Raw genomic sequence first — 20,896 nt, 5'->3', positions numbered from 1 at the left:
TTCTCAACTCCTCAGTGTTGCCCCCAGCTCTTCTTTCAATGCGTCGATCACACCGTTAAAGAGCGAATGCACTTCATCCTCGTTCAATGTACGTTCGGGGTGCTGCCAGAACAGGCTCAGAGCCAGGCTCCGGTTACCTTCGCCCAAGCTCTCACCCTCATAGACATCGAACGCACGCAACGCTGTCAGCTGCTCACCGGCATGCTTTCTCGCTACACGCTCCACATCGGCGAACGCCACCTCACTCCCGATAATAATAGCCAAATCCCGACGAACTTCCGGGAATTTCGAAATTTCTTTGAAATTAGGCACATATCCGGTAACGATTGAATTCAAGAATAGCTCAAACATCAGGATCGTGCCATTAAGTTCAAGATTTTTCTGAACTTGTGGATGCAGAGTCCCCAGCCAGCCCACGTGCTCGCCTTCACGCATGAGTTCTGCGGTCTGTCCCGGGTGCAGCGCCGGATGCTGGCTGCCAACAAAATGTATTTCGATACCCAGCAAACGGAACAGACTTTCCAAATCCCCTTTTACATCAAAGAAATCCGCTGTTCTGCGACCGTTCGCCCAGTTTTCAGGAAACTGACTGCCTACCACTACGCCGGCAAGCATCGGTTGCTGATCAATCCGCTCGCCTTCCTGAAGGAACCGCAGGCCGGTTTCAAACAGACGGATACGCGGCTGCTGACGATTCTGGTTGTAGGCGACGGTCTTCAGCAGGCCACTCCAGAGACTGGTTCGCATCACCGACAGATCCGAGGAAATCGGATTGGCCAGGGCAATGCCCTGACGGTCGGGATCAACCAACTGCTGGACTTTCGGATCAACAAAGCTGTAGGTCACCGCTTCCTGGTAGCCATGATCCACAAAGAAGTTGCGAATGGCCGAGACTGGCCGAACCGCTTCCTGCTCTGGGCGGAGACCGAGTGAACCGTTGGGCTCGGTGACGGGCAGATTGTTGTACCCATAGATCCGCCCCACTTCTTCGATCAGATCTTCTTCAATGGAGATGTCCGGGCGGAAGCTGGGCACACTGACCCGCCAACCGTCTTTCAGGAGTTTCTCCACCCGCAGCCCAAGCCGGGTCAGGATTTCCTCGACCGTCGTCCGGTCGATTTCCATGCCCAGAACATCGTTTAGCCGGCCGGCACGCAGGTCGACAACCCGATCCGCGGGCATATCTTCATCGCTGGCAACCTCGACAATCTCGCCAGGCTCACCGCCCACGATATCCATCAGCAAGCTTGTGGCCCGCTCCATGGCCTCGCGCGCCAGTTTATAGTCGACACCTCGTTCGAACCGGTGCGAAGCGTCAGTGTGCAGGCCATAGTGACGGGCCTTGCCCGCCAGGGTAATTGGATCAAAGTAGGCAGACTCCAGTACCAGATCCCGGGTTTTCGGGCTGACACCGGAATGCTCGCCGCCCATGACACCGGCAATAGCGATCGGCTTTTCGTGATCCGCAATCACCAGCGTGCCCTGAGTGAGCTCAACTTCCTGGCCATCCAGCAGAACAAGCTTTTCCCCGATCCGCGCCATGCGAACGACGATCCCGCCCTGGATTTCATCACGGTCAAAGGCGTGCATGGGCTGGCCAAGTTCCAGCATGACGTAGTTGGTGACGTCCACGGCGGCATCGATGGAACGGATACCCGAGCGACGCAGTTTTTCCTGCATCCACAATGGCGATTCCGCCTGCAGGTTCACATTCCGGAGAATACGGCCAAGATACTTCGGGCACCCTGCCGGGGCTTCCACCCGGATATCAGGGACTTCAGAGTGCACAGACTCCACGGGCTCAATCGTGGGGCTGTTGAACAACATGCTGTTCAGAACACCCACCTCCCGGGCAATGCCTTTGATAGACAGGCAGTCGGCGCGATTCGGAGTCAGGTCCACATCAATGGTGACATCGTTCAGCTTCAGATAATCCGCCACGTCCTTACCCACCGGTGCGTCCGCAGGGAGCTCCATCAGGCCATCGTGGTTGTCAGAAAGTCCGAGCTCGGACTCGGAGCAAAGCATTCCTTCGGAAGGCTGACCGCGAAGCTTGGCCTTCTTGATCTTGAAATCACCCGGCAGGACAGCGCCAACCACCGCAAAAGGCACTTTCATACCCTCGCGGACATTCGGAGCACCGCAGACCACCTGAACCTCTGAGGAACCATCACTTACCTGGCATACCCGGAGCTTGTCTGCGTCCGGATGGGGCTGCACCGACTGGACTTCACCGACGACCACGCCACTGAATTGACCGGCCACCGGTTCGAAACCGTCCACTTCCAGACCCGCCATGGTGATCTGGTCCATCAATTGTTGGGTATCGATTTGTGGATTGACCCACTCGCGAAGCCACTGTTCACTGAATTTCATGGTTATTGCCTTGTCCTGATGCGGTTTTGCCTGTGTGGTTGGATGCCTTGATCTTGCGTGTTAACGAAACTGTCGCAGGAAGCGCAGATCGTTCTCGAAGAACATACGCAGATCGTTCACGCCATAACGAAGCATGGCCAGGCGCTCTACACCAAGACCGAATGCAAAGCCACGGTATTCCTCGGCATCGATTCCGCAGTATTCAAACACTTTCGGATGCACCATTCCGCAGCCCATAACCTCGAGCCACTTGATGCTGCCATCAGCTTCCCGTCCCCATTCGATATCCACTTCGGCAGAGGGCTCGGTGAAGGGGAAATACGATGGCCGGAAACGGACCTGAAGGTCCCGCTCGAAAAACACCCGCAGGAATTCCTCAACGGTGCTTTTAAGGTCGGCAAAACTGACATTTTTCTCGACCAGAAGCCCTTCCACCTGATGGAACATGGGGGTGTGGGTCATATCCGAATCACATCGATACACGCGACCAGGGCAGATCATTCGGAAGGGCGGCTTGCCTGCCTCCATGGTGCGAATCTGTACTGGTGAGGTGTGGGTTCTCAGCAGTGTGCCCGGGTTGAAATAAAACGTGTCGTGCATCGCGCGGGCGGGATGGTGGCCAGGAATATTCAGGGCCTCGAAGTTGTGATAGTCATCTTCGATCTCGGGCCCCTGCTCCACGGTGTACCCGGCGCGCGCAAAGAAATGTTCGATTCGCTGCAGGGTGCGGGTAACCGGGTGCAAACCACCCAGGTCCTGGCCTCGACCCGGCAAAGTCACATCAACGGATTCGCTGGCAAGCTTCTGTTCGATGGCGGCACGTTCCAGATCATTTCGCCGGGCATTGATGGCCTGCTCTACCTGCCCTTTGGCTTCATTGATCTTCTGGCCGGCGGCAGGGCGCTCCTCAGCAGACAGCTTGCCCAGTGTTTTCGCCTGCTGGGTAATAACACCCTTCTTGCCAAGATACTCAACACGAATTTGATCGAGTGCCTGCAGGCTGTCAGCGCTTTCAACTGCCGACAAACCGTCCTGAACCAGTTGCTCCAGGTTTTCCATTGACCCTGCTCCAAACCAGAAATGGAAGTGCTTAAAACGTAACTTCAAAAACAAAAATAGGGGAAGAGCGTGCCCTTCCCCTATCAGGAGGCGCCGTCATGAAGTCATGGGGCGCCCATATCGATCAGCAATCGATGAAAGAGCTAAGCAATCACAGGGACGCTTTGGCCTTCTCAACAACAGCGGCAAACGCCTGCTGCTCGTTCATGGCCAGATCGGCCAGAACCTTACGATCGATTTCTACGTTAGCCTTTTTCAGACCAGCGATCAGACGGCTGTAAGACAGACCGTTAGCGCGGGCACCAGCATTGATACGGGCTATCCACAGAGCGCGGAAAGCGCGCTTGCGGTTACGACGGTCGCGGTAAGCGTACTGACCGGCCTTGATAACCGCTTGCTTGGCTACACGGAATACCCGGCTACGAGCGCCGTAGTAACCTTTGGCCTGATTGAGAATCTTTTTGTGACGACGGCGTGCGACCACACCACGTTTTACACGAGCCATACTTTAATCCTTCTACCTTTACTTTCTAAGGAATGAATCGCGCGACTGGATCAGCTCGCGGTCATACGCTTGATAGATGCAACATCCGACTTGGCGATGAGCTTGGTGCCGCGCAGCTGACGCTTACGCTTTGGGCTCTTCTTGGTCAGGATGTGACTGGTGAAGGACTGCTTGTGCTTGAAGCCAGTGGCGGTTTTCTTGAACCGCTTGGTAGCTCCGCTTTTGGTTTTCATCTTAGGCATTTTTTAAAACTCCGCATTCTATTTTTAAATAAACAATAATGTGCCCCTGAACGACAAATCCCCCGCATGCGCGGGGGACAAGCACCCGATCAGGTTCACTTCTTCTTGCGGGGCGCCACAACCATGGTCATCTGCCGGCCTTCCATTTTCGGCCGCATCTCAACCTGGGCAAGCTCTTCAATATCCGTTTCAATACGCTGCATGAGCTGCATACCAATTTCCTGGTGTGCCATCTCACGGCCACGGAAGCGGATGGTGATTTTGCCGCGGTCCCCGTTTTCAAGGAAACGTACCAGGTTGCGTAGTTTGACCTGATAATCCCCTTCTTCAGTTCCTGGACGGAACTTAAGCTCTTTGACCTGCGTCTGCTTCTGCTTTTTCTTCGCAGCCGCCTTGGCCTTCTTCTCGTCGAAGATTTTCTTGCCGTAGTCCATTATCTTACAGACGATCGGATCGGAATCCGTAACCTGGACCAGGTCAAGAGATGCCTCTTCAGCTTGCTTGAGAGCATCCTCAATTGGTACTACACCGACCTGATTACCTTCGGCATCGATCAGTCGGACTTCGGTTGCGTCAATATTCTCATTGATCGGCGCCTTTGGTGTACGCCCACCCCGATTCGCTCGCTGTTTAATAATTAGATCTCCGTCTTTGTTTTGCCCTTGCGCTCAACATCTTCATTTAAAAGCTGCTCGAACGCTTCAAGCGATAAAGTTCCCAAATCTTCGCCTTTGCGGGTTCTCACCGCAACGGCGTTGTTGTCGACTTCTTTGTCACCGACAACGACAAGGTAGGGAACCTTGTTAAGAGTATGCTCGCGGATTTTAAAGCCGATCTTCTCGTTTCTCAAGTCAGCATTAACCCTATAGCCCAAAGAATCCCACTTTTTCGCCAGATTCTGACAATAATCACGCTGATTATCGGTAATATTGAGGATTGCTACCTGAGTCGGCGCCAGCCAGGTCGGGAAAGCCCCTTCGTATTCTTCGATCAGAATACCAATAAAACGCTCAAAGGATCCCAATACGGCCCGATGCAGCATAACCGGCGTCTTCCGCTCGGAATTATCGGCAACATACTGCGCACCCAGACGACCCGGCATGGAAAAGTCCACCTGAATAGTGCCACATTGCCACACCCGTCCGATACAGTCCTTCAGAGAGAACTCGATCTTGGGACCATAGAAGGCGCCCTCACCCGGCAGCAGCTCCCAGTCGACACCTTCACGATTCAGCGCTTCTTCCAGGGCGGCTTCGGCCTTGTCCCAGACTTCATCCGAGCCAACCCGCTTTTCGGGGCGCGTTGACAGCTTATACAGGATTTCAGTGAACCCGAAGTCTGTGTAGATCTCGTGCAGCATTTCGATAAATGCCGACACTTCCTGCTGGATGGCGTCTTCTTCGCAGAAGATATGGGCATCATCCTGGGTAAAGCCACGAACCCGCATCAGTCCGTGCAGCGCCCCGGAGGCCTCATTCCGGTGGCAGGAACCGAATTCCGCCAGTCTCAGAGGCAGGTCCTTGTAGCTTTTCAGCCCCTGGTTGAACACCTGCACGTGGCACGGGCAGTTCATGGGCTTGATGGCGTAGTCGTGTTTTTCCGACTCGGTGGTGAACATGTCGTCCTTGAACTTGTCCCAGTGCCCTGATTTCTCCCACAGGTTCCGCGACACCACCTGTGGCGTCTTGATTTCCTTGTAGCCGTGCTCCTGCTGCTTGCGGCGCATGTATTGTTCAATTTCCTGATACAGAGACCAGCCATCCGGGTGCCAGAACACCATGCCCGGCGCTTCTTCCTGCATATGGAACAGACCAAGCTTCTTGCCAAGCTTGCGGTGGTCGCGCTTTTCAGCCTCCTCCAGACGGTGCAGGTAAGCCTTGAGATCCTTTTTATTGCCCCATGCGGTGCCGTACACCCGCTGGAGCTGCTCATTGCTGGTATCGCCCCGCCAATAGGCACCGGCCACCTTGGTCAACTTGAACGCTTTCAGCTTGCCCGTGCTTGGGACGTGCGGGCCGCGACAGAGGTCAATGAAATCACCCTGGCTGTAGAAGGACAGATCTTCATCGCCGGGAATGTCCTGGATGATTCGGACCTTGTATTCCTCACCCATGTCTTTAAAAAGCTTGATCGCCTCATCGCGGGACATGATGGAGCGTGACACCGAAAGGTCCTGCTTGGAGAGCTCTTCCATGCGCTTCTCGATCCGCGCCAGATCCTCGTTGGTAAACGGGCGGTCGTACTTGAAGTCGTAGTAGAAGCCGTTGTCGATGACCGGGCCAATGGTAACCTGGGCACCGGGAAACAGTTCCTGGACAGCCATAGCCATCAGGTGAGCCGTGGAATGGCGGATAATATCAACGCCGTCTTCGTCACGCTCAGTGACAATTGCCAGCTCGGCATCGTTCTCGATGCGATAGCTGGTGTCGACGAGTTGACCATCCACCTTGCCAGCAAGGGCGGCCTTGGCAAGACCAGCGCCAATATCGGCGGCAACGTCATGGACGGTTACGGGTTCGGCAAAACTACGATGGCTGCCATCGGGCAGGGTTACGACGGGCATGGAAAGCTCCTGTTAGTTGCTCAGCGGTGATCTATACCAGAGACCACATGGTGACGGCACGGCGCGATACAAACCGCGGGCCGATTCGAGCCGAAGTTTAACAGAAAAAAACCCGGCAGGTTAATGCCGGGTTTTTACGGACATGCGGGGCATCAGGCCGGCTGGACGGCGGCCTCCTCCCGGGCCCGTCGACGCAACTGACCAAACGCCAGAAGCCCGAGAAGAACCAGTGCGGGAATAAACATCAGCTCCTTGGGCGGGCGTTCGAGGTCAACCTGCACCGCATCGATGGTCCAGCCAAACTGGATTCCCGCATCCTCCGCCGGGCTGCCGAAACCGACGAAATCCACCGCCATCTTTTCGCCATCCGGGCTAAGCTCCAGCCCTGCGTCCATCAGACGCTGCTCAGGCGAATCGCCAGCCGGAATCTCCAGCCTTACATAAGTCGTCACCTCGTCGCCGTCGATGGTCATCCCGGAGGCCTTCAACACAATCGGTTTGTCAGCTGGCACGTCCTGAACATACTCCATGATCTCTGAACCTGGCCGGTCTGCCGTAGGCGGGTAGACCATGTCCCACCAAAAACCCGGCCGGAACATGGTGAAGGTAATCAACAGCAACAGCAGTGATTCCCACTTATAGCTCTTGGTAAACCAGAAGCCCTGAGTGGCCGCTGAAAAGACCAACATGGCGGTTACAGCGCTGAAGATCGTTACCAGAAGATCGAACCAGCCCGTCAGACCAATCAACAACAACTGCGTGTTGAAGATGAACATGAACGGAAGTATCGCTGTCCGGATATCGTAGGTGAAGCCCTGAATACCCGTTCGTATGGGGTCAGCTCCGGATATGGCAGCGGCGGCATAAGCCGCCAGCCCCACGGGCGGCGTGTCGTCCGCCAGAATACCGAAGTAGAACACAAACAGGTGCACGGCAATCAGGGGAACGATCAGCCCATTCTGAGCCCCCAGAGTAACGATTACCGGCGCCATCAGGGTGGACACAACGATGTAGTTGGCAGTGGTCGGCAACCCCATGCCGAGGATTAGACTGATGATGGCCGTGAAGATCAGCATCAACAACAGGTTGCCGCCAGACAGGAACTCGACAAACTCGGTCATCACCAGGCCGATACCGGTCAAGGTAACCGTACCCACCACAATGCCAGCGGTGGCGGTTGCCACGCCAATACCCACCATGTTGCGGGCGCCGGTGGCGAGCGAATGCGCAAGATCGAACACACCGTCCTTGAATTCGCCCAGGAAATTACCGTGCTTGTAGAAGAAGGCCTTCAACGGGCGCTGTGTCACGACGATGAAAATCATGAACAGCGTAGCCCAGAACGCTGACAACTGCGGTGAAAAACGCTCGACCGTCAGGCACCACACGAGCACCACAACAGGGAGCAGGAAATACAGACCTGTCTTTACCGTCGGGCCAACGGGCGGCAATTCGCCCATGTCCTTTTCAGGATCGTCTTCCTCAAGCTCAGGGAACCGGGTGGCGTAGCCGACCAGGCCAACATAGATCAGCACGAGCAGTGGTGCCAATACCCAAATCGCCGCCTCGCCGAAAAGCGTCTTCGTCCAGCCGACCCCGTAATAGACCGCCAGGGTCAGGACACTCAGGCCAATCAGGATAACGACCCAGTTCAACATACGCTGGGCAAGGGTTGGCTTGTTGAGACGTTCAATACCCTGCATGTTGAGTTTGCAGGCTTCCAGATGAACGATATAGATCAACGCCACATAGGAAATCATCGCCGGCAGAATGGCGTGCTTGATCACCTCCAGATAGGAGATACCAACGTATTCGACCATCAGGAAGGCGGCTGCGCCCATGATGGGTGGTGTCAGCTGGCCATTGGTGGATGCGGCAACTTCTACCGCGCCGGCCTTGGTGGCCGGAAAGCCGACTCGCTTCATCAGCGGAATAGTGAACGTGCCGGTAGTGACAACGTTCGCGATGGACGAACCGGAAATAACGCCGCTCAAACCGCTAGAGACCACTGCGGCTTTGGCTGGGCCACCACGCATATGTCCCAACATGGCGTAGGCGACTTTTATAAAATAGTTACCGGCACCCGCTCGTTCAAGCAACGCACCAAAAAGCACAAACAGGAAAACGAAGCTGGTGGAAACACCAAGTGCAACCCCAAACACACCCTCGGTGCCCAGCCACTGGTGAGACGCCAGTTTACTCAGGCTCACGCCCTTATGGGCAATCACATCCGGCATGTAGGGGCCGGCGATCGAGTAAGTGATAAAGACTGCAGCGACGATAGTTAGCGGGAGCCCGAGCGACCTACGCGTGGCTTCCAGCAAAAGCACGAGACCGATAAGCGCAACCCACAAATCCTGGGTGATCGGCGCGCCTGGCCGAGTTGAAAGCTCTTCGTAAAAAACGTAGAGGTATGAGGCGCAGAAAGCAGCAACAAGCGCCAGAATCCAGTCATAGATGGGGACGATATTTACATGCCGCCCCTTGATCATCGGGAAGGCGGAAAACGCCAGGAAAACGGCAAACGCAAGATGGATTGAACGCGCTTCCGTGGAATTAAAGATTGCGAAATTGAAGATATAGGGGAGCGGTGACGCAATCCAGAGCTGAAACAGAGACCACACCAGGGGAACGATAAAGAGAATAACCGCGGCGTATCCACTGGTCGCCCTGCCCCCGGTTTCAGTCTGCAGGATCTGGTCTACATTACTACCACCACCAGCACCAGCTCCGTTAGCCGGATCGCTCGTCGCCATAAATTAGTCCCGTACGTAAAAGATAAATCTCTGAAAGGACGTCACAGCGGGCCTGATCCCGCTGTGACGGAGTGCAGGCAGATCAGTCGATCAGACCCGCTTCCTTGTAGTACTTGGCAGCACCCGGGTGCAGAGGCGCACTCAGGGCATCAGAGACCATCTCTTCCTTGTTCAGGTTGGCAAACGCAGGATGCAGGCGCTTGAAGCTGTCGAAGTTCTCGAAAACAGCCTTCACAACCGCGTAGACAACATCATCGGGCACATCAGTGGATGACACGAAGGTTGCCGCAACGCCAAAGGTAGTAACGTCATCGTCACTGCCGCGGTACATACCACCAGGAATGACCGCCTTACGATAGTACGGGTTATCGTCTATCAGCTTCTGTGTGGCAGCGTTATCAACGTTAACCAGGACACTGTCACAGGAAGTGGTCGCTTCCTTGATGGCGCCGGAGGGGTGGCCAACCGTGTAGAAGAAGGCATCAATGTTACCGTCACACAGCGCCTGGGACTGCTCCGCCGCCTTGATTTCGGCGGCCAGTGAGAATTTATCCGCGGTCCAGCCCATCTCGTCCATCAGAACCTCGGCAGTGGCGCGCTGGCCAGAGCCCGGGTTACCAATGGATACCCGCTTGCCTTCCAGGTCTTCAAAGGTCTTGATGCCCGAGCCCTTGCTGGCAACAACGGTAAACGGTTCCGGATGCAGGGAGAACACCGCGCGAAGGTCCTTGTTGGCGCCATCGTCCTTGAACTGGCTGGTGCCGTTGTAGGCATGGTACTGCCAGTCGGACTGGGCTACGGCCAGATCGAGTTCACCCTGGCGAATCGCATTCAAGTTGTATACGGAACCACCGGTACTCTCAACGGAACAGCGGATTCCATGCTCTTTGCGGTCCATGTTCACCAGACGACAGATCGCACCGCCGGCCGGATAATAAACACCGGTTACACCGCCGGTACCGATGGTCACGAAGCGCTGCTCCTGCGCGGAAACAGAGGTTGAAGCAGCACCCAGGCTGACTGCGGCAGCGACAGCAAATGCGGAGGCTTTCAGTTTCAGTGTCATGTGAGTTCTTCCTTTTTCTGCTCGTTGTAATTAGATGACAGCCCGTAGTGCGGGCAAGACATACGGTCACGGTAAAACATAGACCACTTCACGTCATAAATAAAGCACGGATTAGCTCGCTAACCGGTTGACCAGACAACAAAAAAGCCCGCAGCGCGGGCTTTTTTGCAGGTCGGTGCGAATGTTATTTCGCAGCTCGGGCCTTGGCAAGCATCTGATCCGGCCGCAGCAGGAACCGGGCCAAAGCCGGCAACAGCCAGATAGATCCCACCATATTCCAGAGGAACATGAAGAACAGCAGGAAGCCCATGTCAGCCTGGAACTTGATCGGCGAGAATATCCAGGTAACGACGCCCAGACCCAGGGTCACGCCAGTAAACATAACGGCCTTGCCCGTCGAGCGCAGGGTTTCATAGTACGCGTCCTGAAGCGTCTTGCCTTCCAGCAGGTATTTCTCCAGCTTGCTGTAGATATAGATGCCGTAGTCGACACCGATACCAACCCCGAGTGCAATCACCGGCAGCGTCGCTACTTTGATACCAATGCCGGATACCGCCATGATTGCCTCACACAGGATCGAGGTCAGCCCCAGAGGTATCACGATACAGAGCACCGCACGGATCGAACGGAAGGTCACGAAGCACAGCAAACTCACCACGCCGTAGACAAGGATCAGCATCTTGTCCTTGGCGGCAGAGATAACTTCGTTCGTCGCTGACTCTACACCCGCGTTACCCGCCGCCAAAAGGAACCTGTGTTCTTCGGTGCTGTTGTTCTGGGCGAATTCTTCCACCCGCTCAACAACGGTCTCCAGCGTCTCCGCCTTGTGATCCTCGAGGAAGACCAGAACCGGCGTCAGACTGCAGTCGGTATTAATCAGCCCTGCAGGAGCCTCACGAATGGACGCATTGATGATGGTCTGGTTACGGGAGATCTCGAACCACTTCCAGTTACCCTCGTTCAACGCCTTGGTGACCATCTTGGAAACATCGGCCAGAGAAACAGATGACTGAACGCCCGGCGTGTTCTGAAGCTCCCACTGCAGGGAGTCCATGGCACGCAGCACGTTGTACTGGGTGCACTGCTCTTCCGGTGTTTTAACCATCACCACCAATACATCAGCACTGGTTGAGTAGTTGTCGATGATATAGGCGTTGTCTTTATTGTAACGGGAATCCGCTCGCAGCTCAGGCGCGCCCTGGTCGAGGTCGCCAATCTTGAGGTTTTGCTTGTAGTAGAGACCAAGCCCGAGGCCAATCACAGCGATCAGCAACGAGATCGGTGCCACACCGGGATGGGAGAAGTAGGACAGCACTCGCCACTTCCGGTCCTGCTTCTCACCGTGGTTCTGGACATGGCGGATGCCACCTTTGGAAATCCCGATGTAAGACATGATCAGCACATGCAGAACGAGGTTGGTGAGGATAACAAACGCCACACCAATACCCGCAGCAACCGCCAGATCGCGGATTACATCGATTTCGATAAAGAACAGAGTCAGGAAGCCGAAGGCGTCAGAGATCAGCGCCAGCATGCCAGGTATGTAGAGTGCCCGGAACGCCAGACGGGCTGCGGTCACTGCGTCAAAGCCCTTGGCCGCTTCCACAGCCATGGCATTTACGATCTGCACACCGTGACTGATGCCGATGGCGAACACCAGGAATGGCACCAGAACCGAGTAAGGATCCAGGCCATAGCCCAGAAGCCGAAGCGTACCCAGCTGCAGGAACACGGCGATGATCGACGTGAATACGGGAACCAGGGTTCCCGTAATGGAACGGGAGTACCAGAACAGCAACAGCGTGGTCAGGAGAATGGTGATCCCCGCAAACCATGCGATGGAGCCAATCCCCTCAATCAGATCGCCCACCTTCTTGGCGAAGCCGACGATGTGAATCTTGATGTTCGGATTCTGCTCTTCGTATTTCTCCCGGATTTTTTCTTCAAGCTGGCGCGAAAAGTCACCGTAATCCAGAGCCTCACCGGTTTCCGGATTCTTCTCGTAGAGCGGCGCGTAAACGATCGTCGAATTAAAGTTATCAGAGATCAGGCGCCCGACTTCGTTCGAACGCAGAACGTTCTGGCGGAGTTGCTCAAGGCTTTCCCGGGAGCCGTCATAGCCGTCCGGTATGACTGTGCCACCCTGGAAACCCTGTTCGGTAACCTCAACCCAGCGGACGTTCGACGTCCAGAGAGATTTCAGGCCGGAGCGATCCACACCATTGAGATAGAAAACCTCGTCAGTGATCTGCTTCAGGGTTTCCATGTACTCCTGGGTAAAAATATCGCCCTCTTTCGACTCAACGGCGATACGAACGAAGTTACCGAGATTCTCCAGGTCGTCCCGGTGATCAAGCATATTTACGATGTACGGGTGCTCGAGCGGAATCATGCGCTCGAAACTGGCATCGGGCTGAATCTTGACGGCGTTGTACCCGAGAAACATCGTCAAAATGGCAAAGGCAATGAGAATAACTGCCCGATTGTTGAAAATCAGCCTCTCGAGAAAGGGTTCCGCCTTGGGCGTCGTCAGGTAGTGCTCGCCCTTGTCATGCTTAGGGTTGGACATTCAAAAGCCCCTCTATTGTTCGTTCGGTTGTTGCCACATCAGGGCGTTATTGAAGGTTTCTGCCACGGGCGTCTGTAATTTTTACGCCACCTTCGCCGACAATCAGCAGGTCTGTTCCTGAGATAGGCACCGCACTCATGACGCCTTCTCGATCACTACGGAAATGCTCTCGGAAGGTTTCGGCGCCATTGGTACTCATCAGCACGGCACCGCCGTTACCCACCAGGGTGATGCGACCATCATCGGCAACCACGCCATCGTTGAGTGTCGCGCCCGCTGAATTTGGAACCATCCGCCAGCTCTTGCCCAGATCCGAGGAAAAGAGCATGTTGCCCCGCAGGCCAAAGGCGAGAATCTCGTTCACCTGACCTGTACCGATCACACCAAACAAGGAGCCTTCATAGGGTGCCTCACGGCGTTCAAAAGCCTCTCCACCGTCAACGGAAACATGTATCTGACCGGCCTCACCGACAACAACGAGGGCGCCACCCGTGATACGGGTGATGCCGTTAAGGTGAAAGTTCTGCCGGTTATCAATTCTTGGCGCCCAGTCTTTCCAGGTCTCACCGCCGTCCATCGTGCGCAGGAACATGCCGTAGGCGCCAACAACAAAACCGCGGTTCTCGTTTTCAAACCAGACATCCAGCAGCGGGTTGACCGGACCAATATCCATATCCGCCTGAATGTTCTCAAGGGCGAAGTAGAGGTCGTCCAGCGCCCACTCGAGATCTTCTTTTTCCTCTTCGGGCGCTTCTTCGATGCGCTCCTCCATGGCCGCAATCTGCTCTTCCCGGCTCTCAATGGCCAGTTTCATGGCCCGGATACCGTCAATCTGAAGGCTCCAGGTTGCCCCGGCATCACTGGTGTGCAACACAACGCCACTGTGGCCAACTGCCCAGCCATGGGTGTCGGAGCCAAAATCGATCGCTGTCAGGGTCACAGAAACAGGAACTTCACCCTGAACCCAGCTTTTCCCCTCATCGTCCGAATAGATGATATGGCCGCGCTCTCCCACAGCCACAATGCGATCCCCAACCCGGGTCGCGTCGGTGAGAAGATTGTCCGGGGCCAGATCCGTCGACCGGGCCGGGGTTTCGATGATATCTGCAAGCGCAAACGCTGCAGGGGCAGACCAGACCATGGAAAGTCCAAGGCAGGCAGCGCCCAGAGTCTTGCACATCAACCTTTTAGCCATTCAGATTGCCTATTATGTTGTATTGAACTGTGTCTCTGACCGGCAAAGCCGGGAATAACTGTGAACATACCGGCAACCTTACGATTGCCGGTATGTCGAGTCGCCACTTCCTGTGGGCGGGGGGACGCATCCCTCGGCCAACAGCGCGTTAGCGAACACTCCTGCGGCGCAGGGAGGCCGGCGAGAAATAGCGCTTGTTCGGGACCTCGTCGGTGAACACGCGGGTATTTGGCTCTTCCGTATCCAGACCGAGCACATGATAACGACGGGCCTGCAGGTCATGATAGACGTCAAGAACCGTCCACACACCCGGAAGTTCATAATAATTTTTAGGCAGACCCATGGTTACACGCCAAAGTTCGCCGCGACCGTCGTACTGATCCAGCAGAACGGTGTTCCAGCTATCCTCGTCAATATAGAACCGACGTTTGCCGTAGATATGGCGCTCCCCGTCTTTCAGCGTAGCTTCAACCACATGAACGCGGTGAAGCTCCCAGCGGGTGAGGTCCGGATTCAGGTGTGAGATACCCAGGATTTCCTCGTAAGGAAGACCTTTTTCACCAATCCGGTAGTTGTTGTAGGGGATGTAGATCTCCCGCTTGCCCTCGTAGTTCCAGTTATAGCGGTCCAGGGCCCCGTTGAAGATATCGGTATCGTCTGCAGTACGCAGGTTGTCGGCCGCTGCAATCGGCGAATCGTACCCAAGGTTTGGCGCCCGTCGCACGCGACGTTGCCCGGCGTTATAACCCCATCCGTTCCGCGGATTGATGATCTGGTTCAGGGTCTCGTGGATCAGGATGGCACCACCGGCCAGGCGGGGTGGTGACTGGGTAAACGACAGGTAGTAGAAGATCACGTTATCCAGATCTTCTTGACCGCCTTCCGGGTTGTAGTAATTGAAGAAGGCTTCCTGCTGGGAGGTAACCAGCGAATAGTCACCGTTGGTCTGGACTGCCACCTCACTGGAGCGCCGGGTTACAGACACACCGCGCCAGCGCGTCAGATGGTTCCAAACCGCCTGCCAGGCTTTCTGCTCGTCACTGCCGTGCAGGATCGGGAACGGATAGCCGCCAAACGCACCATCCAGGCCTTCGCCCTGACCAACAATTTCTGCGTTCACGGCGTTTTCGCGAGTATTCTCAGCCACCCAATCGGGAACCGCATGGGTACGACGGGACTGATAAACGGGCACCCGGAACGTTGTCGGGTAGGTTTCCAGCAACGCCTTCACGCCATCAGTAAGGTACTCCCCGTACTGATCCATGTTGGCAGGCGTGATGGTAAACAGGACTTCATCATCCGGAAAAGGATTGATGTGGTGCTGGCCGCTTCCCTCATAGCCGGGAGGCGGCTCTGTCAGGCCTCCGGTCCAGGCCGGAATGGTTCCGGCGCTGTTGCCCGCCTTGGGCGAGCCAAAGGGTGTCAACTCCTGGCCCAGACGGGCCGCTTCACTGGCGGAAACAGCCGCCCACGCAGGCGATGACGCCACGGAGAGAGCCAAGAGGCCGCCGAGAATCGCATTTTTGTTATACATCATTGTGAAACCTTAAGTGCGTCTGGAAGCCTCTTTGGAGGCTTTTTTATTGTCGTCTGATGGAATTACAGACCTTATTCCAGATTAACCGATCCCAGACTAAAGTCTATCGACCGAAAGTGCGATTTTGTATCTGACTTCAATCGGCAAGGCTCTTGTGCACTACCTCGTAGACATCCCGGGACAATCCGGCTTTGTCCCGGATACGCTCCAGGGCCGATTTCATCCGGGCGCTGTACGAGGGCGCAAACTTTCTCCACCGGGTCAGCGGCGTTACCAGACGCGCGGCAATCTGCGGATTGCTGTCGTCCAGGCGGCAGACCTGATCTGCCAGGAATTCGTAGCCGGATCCGTCCGGGTTATGGAAATCGGCCAGATTCTGGCCCGCAAACGCACCAACCACAGACCGGATCTTGTTGGGGTTTTTCCAGTCGAACGCCGGATGCTCCAGAAGCTTGTGGATATCCGGGAGCTGTCCGGCCTGATCACTGGCCGCCTGGACCGAGAACCATTGCTCAACAACCTGGGGATCATCGTGGAACCGATTATAAAAGTCGTCCAACGCCTCTTGGCGATCAGACTCAAAGCCTGAATTGACCAGTGCTCTCAAGGCACCCATGCGATCGGTCATATTGTCAGCAGCGTTCAACTGGCTGACAGCCAGACTCCGACCTTCCTCATCATCAATCATCAGCAGCCAGGCCAGCGCGGTGTTGCGCAGGCTACGGCGGGCAATAGCATCCGGTGTCACCTCGTAAGGACCACTGCCCTGATGCCGCTGGTAACAGCCCAGCAACTCGCCTTTCAGGGCACTCGCCAGATGCCGTAGCACGGCCTCGCGTGCACGATGGATAGCCGGCACATCGGCCTTGTCTGTCAGTTCAATCAGGTAGGCTTCAGATGGCAACTGCAGCATTTTCGCAACCAGTGCCTGATCAAGATCGGCGTCAGAAATCAGTTTGCGATAGGCCTCAACCAGTCTCGGGTCGATTTCGGCATCATCGGACGCATTGACCAGCGATTGAATAACATCGACCGCCAGTCTCTGGCCCGCATCCCAGCGATTGAACCCGTCCGGATCATGACTCATCAGAAAGAGCAGCTGTTCGCGGGTCCAGTTGTAGCGAACCCGAACCGGCGCGGAGAAGTGCCGCAAAAGTGATGGCACGGGTCTGGACTCGACGCCATGGAATTCGAAAGTGTGAACGGCTTCGGTTAGCTCAAGCACCCGCTCAGTCGGCGCACCCGAATCTCCGGATTCAAGCTGCAACGGCAGGGGTTGGCCATCCTGTCCGAGCAGACCCAGCGCAAACGGGATGTGCTGGGGCTTTTTGTTGGTCTGGCCCGGGGTATCCGGAATGCTTTGCTCAATGGTCAGGCGGTACACGCCTGTCCCCGCGTCAAAGTCGTCCGAAATGGCCAACACCGGCGTGCCGGCCTGTGCATACCACAGACGGAACTGGCCCAGATCCCTACCGGAGGCATCCTCCATGGCTTTGACAAAATCATCGGTTGTGACGGCCTGGCCATCGTGACGCTCAAAATACAGGTCACTGCCCTTGCGGAACATGTCCGGCCCCAGCAGGGTATGGATCATGCGTACGACTTCTGCGCCTTTCTCATAAATGGTCAGGGTGTAGAAGTTGGAGATTTCCATGTAGGAAGCCGGCCGCACCGGATGCGACATGGGGCCTCCGTCTTCAGCGAACTGGGCGGTACGCAGCAGCGTGACATCCTCAATCCGCTTCACAGTCGGCGAACCCATATCTGCCGAGAACTGGGAATCCCGGAAAACGGTAAAGCCTTCTTTCAGGCTGAGCTGAAACCAGTCACGGCAGGTAACCCGGTTACCTGACCAGTTGTGGAAATATTCGTGGGCGACGATGGCTTCAATGCGCTGGAACGCCATGTCCGTAGCGGTTTCCTGGCTGGCCAGCACACAGGACGAGTTGAAGATGTTGAGCCCCTTGTTCTCCATGGCGCCCATGTTGAAGTCGTCTACCGCCACAATCATGAAAATATCGAGGTCGTATTCACGACCATAGACTTCCTCATCCCAGCGCATGGAGCGCTTCAGCGAGTCCATGGCGTGATCGCATTTCTCCGCGTTGCGGGGTTCCACATACATGCGCAGATCGATGTCACGGCCCGAACACGTGGAAAAGGTGTCCCGTTTCTCTACCAGATCTCCGGCTACCAGGGCGAAGAGGTAACAGGGCTTGGGGAACGGATCTTCCCAGGTAACAAAATGGCGGCCGTTTTCCAGCTCGCCTTTTTCCACGTCGTTACCATTGGAGAGGAGAACCGGATAGGCGTCTTTGTTGGCTTCGATACGAGTGCGGAAACGCGCCATCACGTCCGGGCGGTCCGGGAAGAATGTGATGCAGCGGAACCCTTCAGCCTCGCACTGGGTGCAGAACATGCCGGAGGACTTGTAAAGCCCTTCCAGACGGGTATTGTTCTGCGGCTCAATCCAGGTGACGACCGTCAAAGTGAACTGTTCCGACACCGAGCGAACCACCAACTGGTCGCCACGATCCTCATAATCACCCTCAGCCAGCTCAGCGCCGTTCAGAGCAACGGATTCGAGCGTCAGGCTGTCACCATCGAGCTCCAGAGGCGCCGCCGTCTCGTCCGATTCCGGGTTCCGGCGGAGTTCGAGGGTGCTGTGCACCCTTGCGCCATCCTCAAAAAGCTCGAATCGCAGGTCTACAGTGTCGACCAGATACGCAGGTACCTTGTAATCGCTCAGATAAATGGTCTGTGGCTGGCTGGTACGCATGGGTTCTCTCCAGAATTCGCGGCCAGCGGGCACTGGCATACAGTACCCGCAGGCATGACAAGATTTGCCGGGAAAGGCGCTATCAGCCTTCCATGACCCGGAAACGGACTTCATAACCGGTGAACTTTCGAATATTGATCACACCGGTATCCAGAATAAGGTACTGACCCTTGATACCCTCAAGAACGCCCTCAACTTCCGGCGATTTGTCGAGGTTATGGGTTTTGATCTTGACTGGCCAGACCTGGACAGGATAGCTCAGGCCAAGCCCCTGTTCGTCAACTTCCCGAATGGAGTCCTGACCGTGGGTCTGCCTGAGCGTCTCAAGGTCTTCGGCAATCAGCCCAAGCATCCGCTGCCGCTCATCCACCAGATCGAGTTCCGGGACATCGCCCTTGAGCATAGCCCGCCAGTTGGTCCGATCGGCGACGTGAGCCTTACAGGCAACTTCCACAAGGCCTGCGAGGTATCGCGTTGCAACTCGCGCCATTGGGATAGCGTCAACAGCCCCCTGGTCAATCCACCGTGTTGGCACCTGGGATGCCCGGGTAATACCAACCTTGAGGCCCGACGAGTTCGCCAGGTACACCACATGCTCCACCATGCAATGGGTTTCACCCCACTCCGGCTCACGGCAGGTGCCAAGATGATAGTGGCACTTCTCCGGACTCATGATGCAACTGTCACAAGCGGCAAGCTTGCGGAAACAGGGGTAACAAAAGCCCTGATTAAAGCTTTTGTTGGTTTTCCTGTCGCAATGAATACAACGAATCACGCCATCAAAATCCAGGCGCAAAGGCCTGCCGATCAGATCATTCAGAGGAATACGGGTATCGCCAACGGCAATGGAATAGGCCACCGGGTCTCCGGCCTCCGCCGGCATTTTCCGGAGCCGGCCGGTTACATCAATCAGTTCGTTCAAGACTTGACCTCGACAAACTGGCTGGGGTCCATAGCCTCTTTATCCTGCTTGCGCTGCACCGAAGGATCGCAGGCGGTACCGGCTTTGCTGCCCCGATCAAGGTAGCCAGTACGCTCTTCTTCGGGAATGTTGTGAAGGTTCTCGTAGTAGATCACGGCCTCCAGGCTGATTTCACGCTGTTCGGGCGTCAGTTTGCGGCCATCAGGCCATTTACCGAGTTCAATTGACTGCCGGAGGCTCCGGTAGACATTGGGATCCAGTCGCTCGATCAGTTCTTCGTAAGTCATCCCGCTCTCCTGAAAAAACGTTCATTAAAAATATGGCGGAACCGTTTGACAGCATCAAACGATAATGATTATCATTCCTTCACCAAATGACGACGGTCGTATCATTTGGTCTCTCTCATCAGGAGCTAAAAGCTCTTTTTACGCCCCGCCTCTGGCGGGGCTTTTTTATGCTCCCCTTCTGCCTCTTACGGGCAAAATCACCGCAAGGGCCAGTCCGGCAACAAACCCGCCCAGGTGCGCCTCATTGGCCATTCGACCGAGCCCGATCATTTCCGGCAGCGGGGTGAACCCAATGACCATCCACGCAACGGCAAAGGTTACCAACGCAGGTGGAAACTGAAACCTCGGTGCCGACCGCTGGCTAAGCCAGCAATAGCCCAGAATCCCATAGACCACTCCCGATAGCCCACCGAACAGCGGGCCTGAAACAAAATACTGCAGGCCGTTGGAAATCAGACTCGTGATCACAAACAGCGTGATTAGCCGGGCGCGACCATCAAACCACTCGATCTGGCTACCCAGAAACCAGAGCATGACCGAATTAAAAATGATGTGGGTCCAGCTGAAGTGCAGAAAATCCGGCGTCAGCAGCCGCCAGACCTGGCCGCTGGCCAGCGTCGCTGTCAGCGCTTCAATGCGGCCGGCCATGGTGCTCCAGTCGTAATCCCGGGGGTCGATCACCATCAGGCTGGCCGCCAGCTCATTCTGACCCATGGCCGTGAGCCAGACCATGGCGACGGCAAACACGATAATCCCCAGCACCAGCGGCGCATGACGCGGAGAAGGTTGCCAGCGGCCACCAACAAATACCGGCGAGCGGTTCTGACGGTCCACCGCTTCCCTGATTTCCGGTTCCGCCATAAAACGATCCAGGGCCGAGAGCACCGGTTCCGCATGGGCAGGATCTTCCAGCCAGAGCACCTGGAACCCTCCCTCTTCCGTGATGCGGTGGGTCACACCCTGACCGTTCAGCCAACGGCTGAAGCCCGCCAGGTTTACCGTGGTATCCAACTGCTTGACTCGGTACACCGCTTACTCCG

General features: G+C 55.9%; 15 protein-coding genes. All 15 read right to left on the bottom strand.

Annotated elements, in window-relative coordinates; translation table 11 throughout:
- Positions 1-3: 3 nt before the first annotated feature.
- Entirely contained in the window at positions 4-2,376 is a 2,373-nt protein-coding gene (pheT, locus tag ACWJ62_RS12965; RefSeq protein ID WP_449286554.1) for a phenylalanine--tRNA ligase subunit beta, read from the bottom strand.
- Between the two features lie 60 nt (positions 2,377-2,436).
- Positions 2,437-3,435 (bottom strand): phenylalanine--tRNA ligase subunit alpha, encoded by a 999-nt coding sequence (pheS, locus tag ACWJ62_RS12960; RefSeq protein ID WP_449286553.1) that lies wholly within the window; start codon positions 3,433-3,435, stop codon positions 2,437-2,439.
- Positions 3,436-3,586: 151 nt separating this feature from the next.
- Entirely contained in the window at positions 3,587-3,940 is a 354-nt protein-coding gene (gene rplT, locus ACWJ62_RS12955; protein WP_008170485.1) for a 50S ribosomal protein L20, read from the bottom strand.
- 50 nt (positions 3,941-3,990) lie between these two features.
- Positions 3,991-4,182 (bottom strand): 50S ribosomal protein L35, encoded by a 192-nt coding sequence (gene rpmI, locus ACWJ62_RS12950; RefSeq protein ID WP_138440561.1) that lies wholly within the window; start codon positions 4,180-4,182, stop codon positions 3,991-3,993.
- Between the two features lie 95 nt (positions 4,183-4,277).
- Positions 4,278-4,817: a translation initiation factor IF-3 gene (infC, locus tag ACWJ62_RS12945; protein WP_197694046.1), complete on the bottom strand. Its 540-nt coding sequence runs from the start codon at positions 4,815-4,817 to the stop codon at positions 4,278-4,280.
- Positions 4,818-4,819: 2 nt separating this feature from the next.
- Positions 4,820-6,745: a threonine--tRNA ligase gene (gene thrS / locus ACWJ62_RS12940; protein WP_449286552.1), complete on the bottom strand. Its 1,926-nt coding sequence runs from the start codon at positions 6,743-6,745 to the stop codon at positions 4,820-4,822.
- A gap of 152 nt (positions 6,746-6,897) precedes the next feature.
- The gene (locus ACWJ62_RS12935) at positions 6,898-9,501 is read right to left on the bottom strand and encodes a TRAP transporter permease (RefSeq protein WP_449286551.1); all 2,604 of its coding nucleotides are present in this window, start codon (positions 9,499-9,501) and stop codon (positions 6,898-6,900) included.
- Between the two features lie 82 nt (positions 9,502-9,583).
- A complete protein-coding gene (locus tag ACWJ62_RS12930; protein WP_449286550.1) occupies positions 9,584-10,567 on the bottom strand; it encodes a TAXI family TRAP transporter solute-binding subunit in 984 nt (327 codons plus the stop codon).
- 184 nt (positions 10,568-10,751) lie between these two features.
- A complete protein-coding gene (locus tag ACWJ62_RS12925; RefSeq protein WP_449286549.1) occupies positions 10,752-13,136 on the bottom strand; it encodes an efflux RND transporter permease subunit in 2,385 nt (794 codons plus the stop codon).
- Positions 13,137-13,182: 46 nt separating this feature from the next.
- Positions 13,183-14,331 carry a WD40/YVTN/BNR-like repeat-containing protein gene (locus tag ACWJ62_RS12920; protein ID WP_449286548.1) on the bottom strand — a complete coding sequence of 383 codons (1,149 nt, stop codon included), beginning with the start codon at positions 14,329-14,331 and terminating at the stop codon, positions 13,183-13,185.
- Between the two features lie 148 nt (positions 14,332-14,479).
- The gene (locus tag ACWJ62_RS12915; RefSeq protein WP_449286660.1) at positions 14,480-15,865 is read right to left on the bottom strand and encodes a DUF1329 domain-containing protein; all 1,386 of its coding nucleotides are present in this window, start codon (positions 15,863-15,865) and stop codon (positions 14,480-14,482) included.
- A 139-nt stretch (positions 15,866-16,004) separates the two neighbouring features.
- Entirely contained in the window at positions 16,005-18,647 is a 2,643-nt protein-coding gene (gene pepN / locus ACWJ62_RS12910) for an aminopeptidase N (RefSeq protein WP_449286547.1), read from the bottom strand.
- Between the two features lie 82 nt (positions 18,648-18,729).
- Positions 18,730-19,569 (bottom strand): DUF2797 domain-containing protein, encoded by an 840-nt coding sequence (locus tag ACWJ62_RS12905; protein ID WP_449286546.1) that lies wholly within the window; start codon positions 19,567-19,569, stop codon positions 18,730-18,732.
- A complete protein-coding gene (locus ACWJ62_RS12900) occupies positions 19,566-19,856 on the bottom strand; it encodes a YeaC family protein (RefSeq protein ID WP_449286545.1) in 291 nt (96 codons plus the stop codon). Before ACWJ62_RS12900 ends, ACWJ62_RS12905 begins: the two co-directional genes overlap by 4 nt.
- Positions 19,857-20,021: 165 nt before the next feature.
- Positions 20,022-20,885, bottom strand: coding sequence for a rhomboid family intramembrane serine protease (locus tag ACWJ62_RS12895; RefSeq protein WP_449286544.1), 864 nt, complete (start codon positions 20,883-20,885; stop codon positions 20,022-20,024).
- Between the last annotated feature and the right edge of the window lie 11 nt (positions 20,886-20,896).

The sequence above is a fragment of the Marinobacter sp. PE14 genome, from assembly GCF_053566155.1.
This window is presented reverse-complemented; position numbering and strand designations above follow the sequence as displayed.

What these genes read in the sequence shown, in the direction of transcription:
- pheT (WP_449286554.1), bottom strand. Translation starts at nt 2,376, where the DNA reads ATGAAATTCAGTGAACAGTGGCTTCGCGAGTGGGTCAATCCACAAATC.
- pheS (WP_449286553.1), bottom strand. Translation starts at nt 3,435, where the DNA reads ATGGAAAACCTGGAGCAACTGGTTCAGGACGGTTTGTCGGCAGTTGAA.
- rplT (WP_008170485.1), bottom strand. Translation starts at nt 3,940, where the DNA reads ATGGCTCGTGTAAAACGTGGTGTGGTCGCACGCCGTCGTCACAAAAAG.
- rpmI (WP_138440561.1), bottom strand. Translation starts at nt 4,182, where the DNA reads ATGCCTAAGATGAAAACCAAAAGCGGAGCTACCAAGCGGTTCAAGAAA.
- thrS (WP_449286552.1), bottom strand. Translation starts at nt 6,745, where the DNA reads ATGCCCGTCGTAACCCTGCCCGATGGCAGCCATCGTAGTTTTGCCGAA.
- ACWJ62_RS12935 (WP_449286551.1), bottom strand. Translation starts at nt 9,501, where the DNA reads ATGGCGACGAGCGATCCGGCTAACGGAGCTGGTGCTGGTGGTGGTAGT.
- ACWJ62_RS12930 (WP_449286550.1), bottom strand. Translation starts at nt 10,567, where the DNA reads ATGACACTGAAACTGAAAGCCTCCGCATTTGCTGTCGCTGCCGCAGTC.
- ACWJ62_RS12925 (WP_449286549.1), bottom strand. Translation starts at nt 13,136, where the DNA reads ATGTCCAACCCTAAGCATGACAAGGGCGAGCACTACCTGACGACGCCC.
- ACWJ62_RS12920 (WP_449286548.1), bottom strand. Translation starts at nt 14,331, where the DNA reads ATGGCTAAAAGGTTGATGTGCAAGACTCTGGGCGCTGCCTGCCTTGGA.
- ACWJ62_RS12915 (WP_449286660.1), bottom strand. Translation starts at nt 15,865, where the DNA reads ATGTATAACAAAAATGCGATTCTCGGCGGCCTCTTGGCTCTCTCCGTG.
- pepN (WP_449286547.1), bottom strand. Translation starts at nt 18,647, where the DNA reads ATGCGTACCAGCCAGCCACAGACCATTTATCTGAGCGATTACAAGGTA.
- ACWJ62_RS12900 (WP_449286545.1), bottom strand. Translation starts at nt 19,856, where the DNA reads ATGACTTACGAAGAACTGATCGAGCGACTGGATCCCAATGTCTACCGG.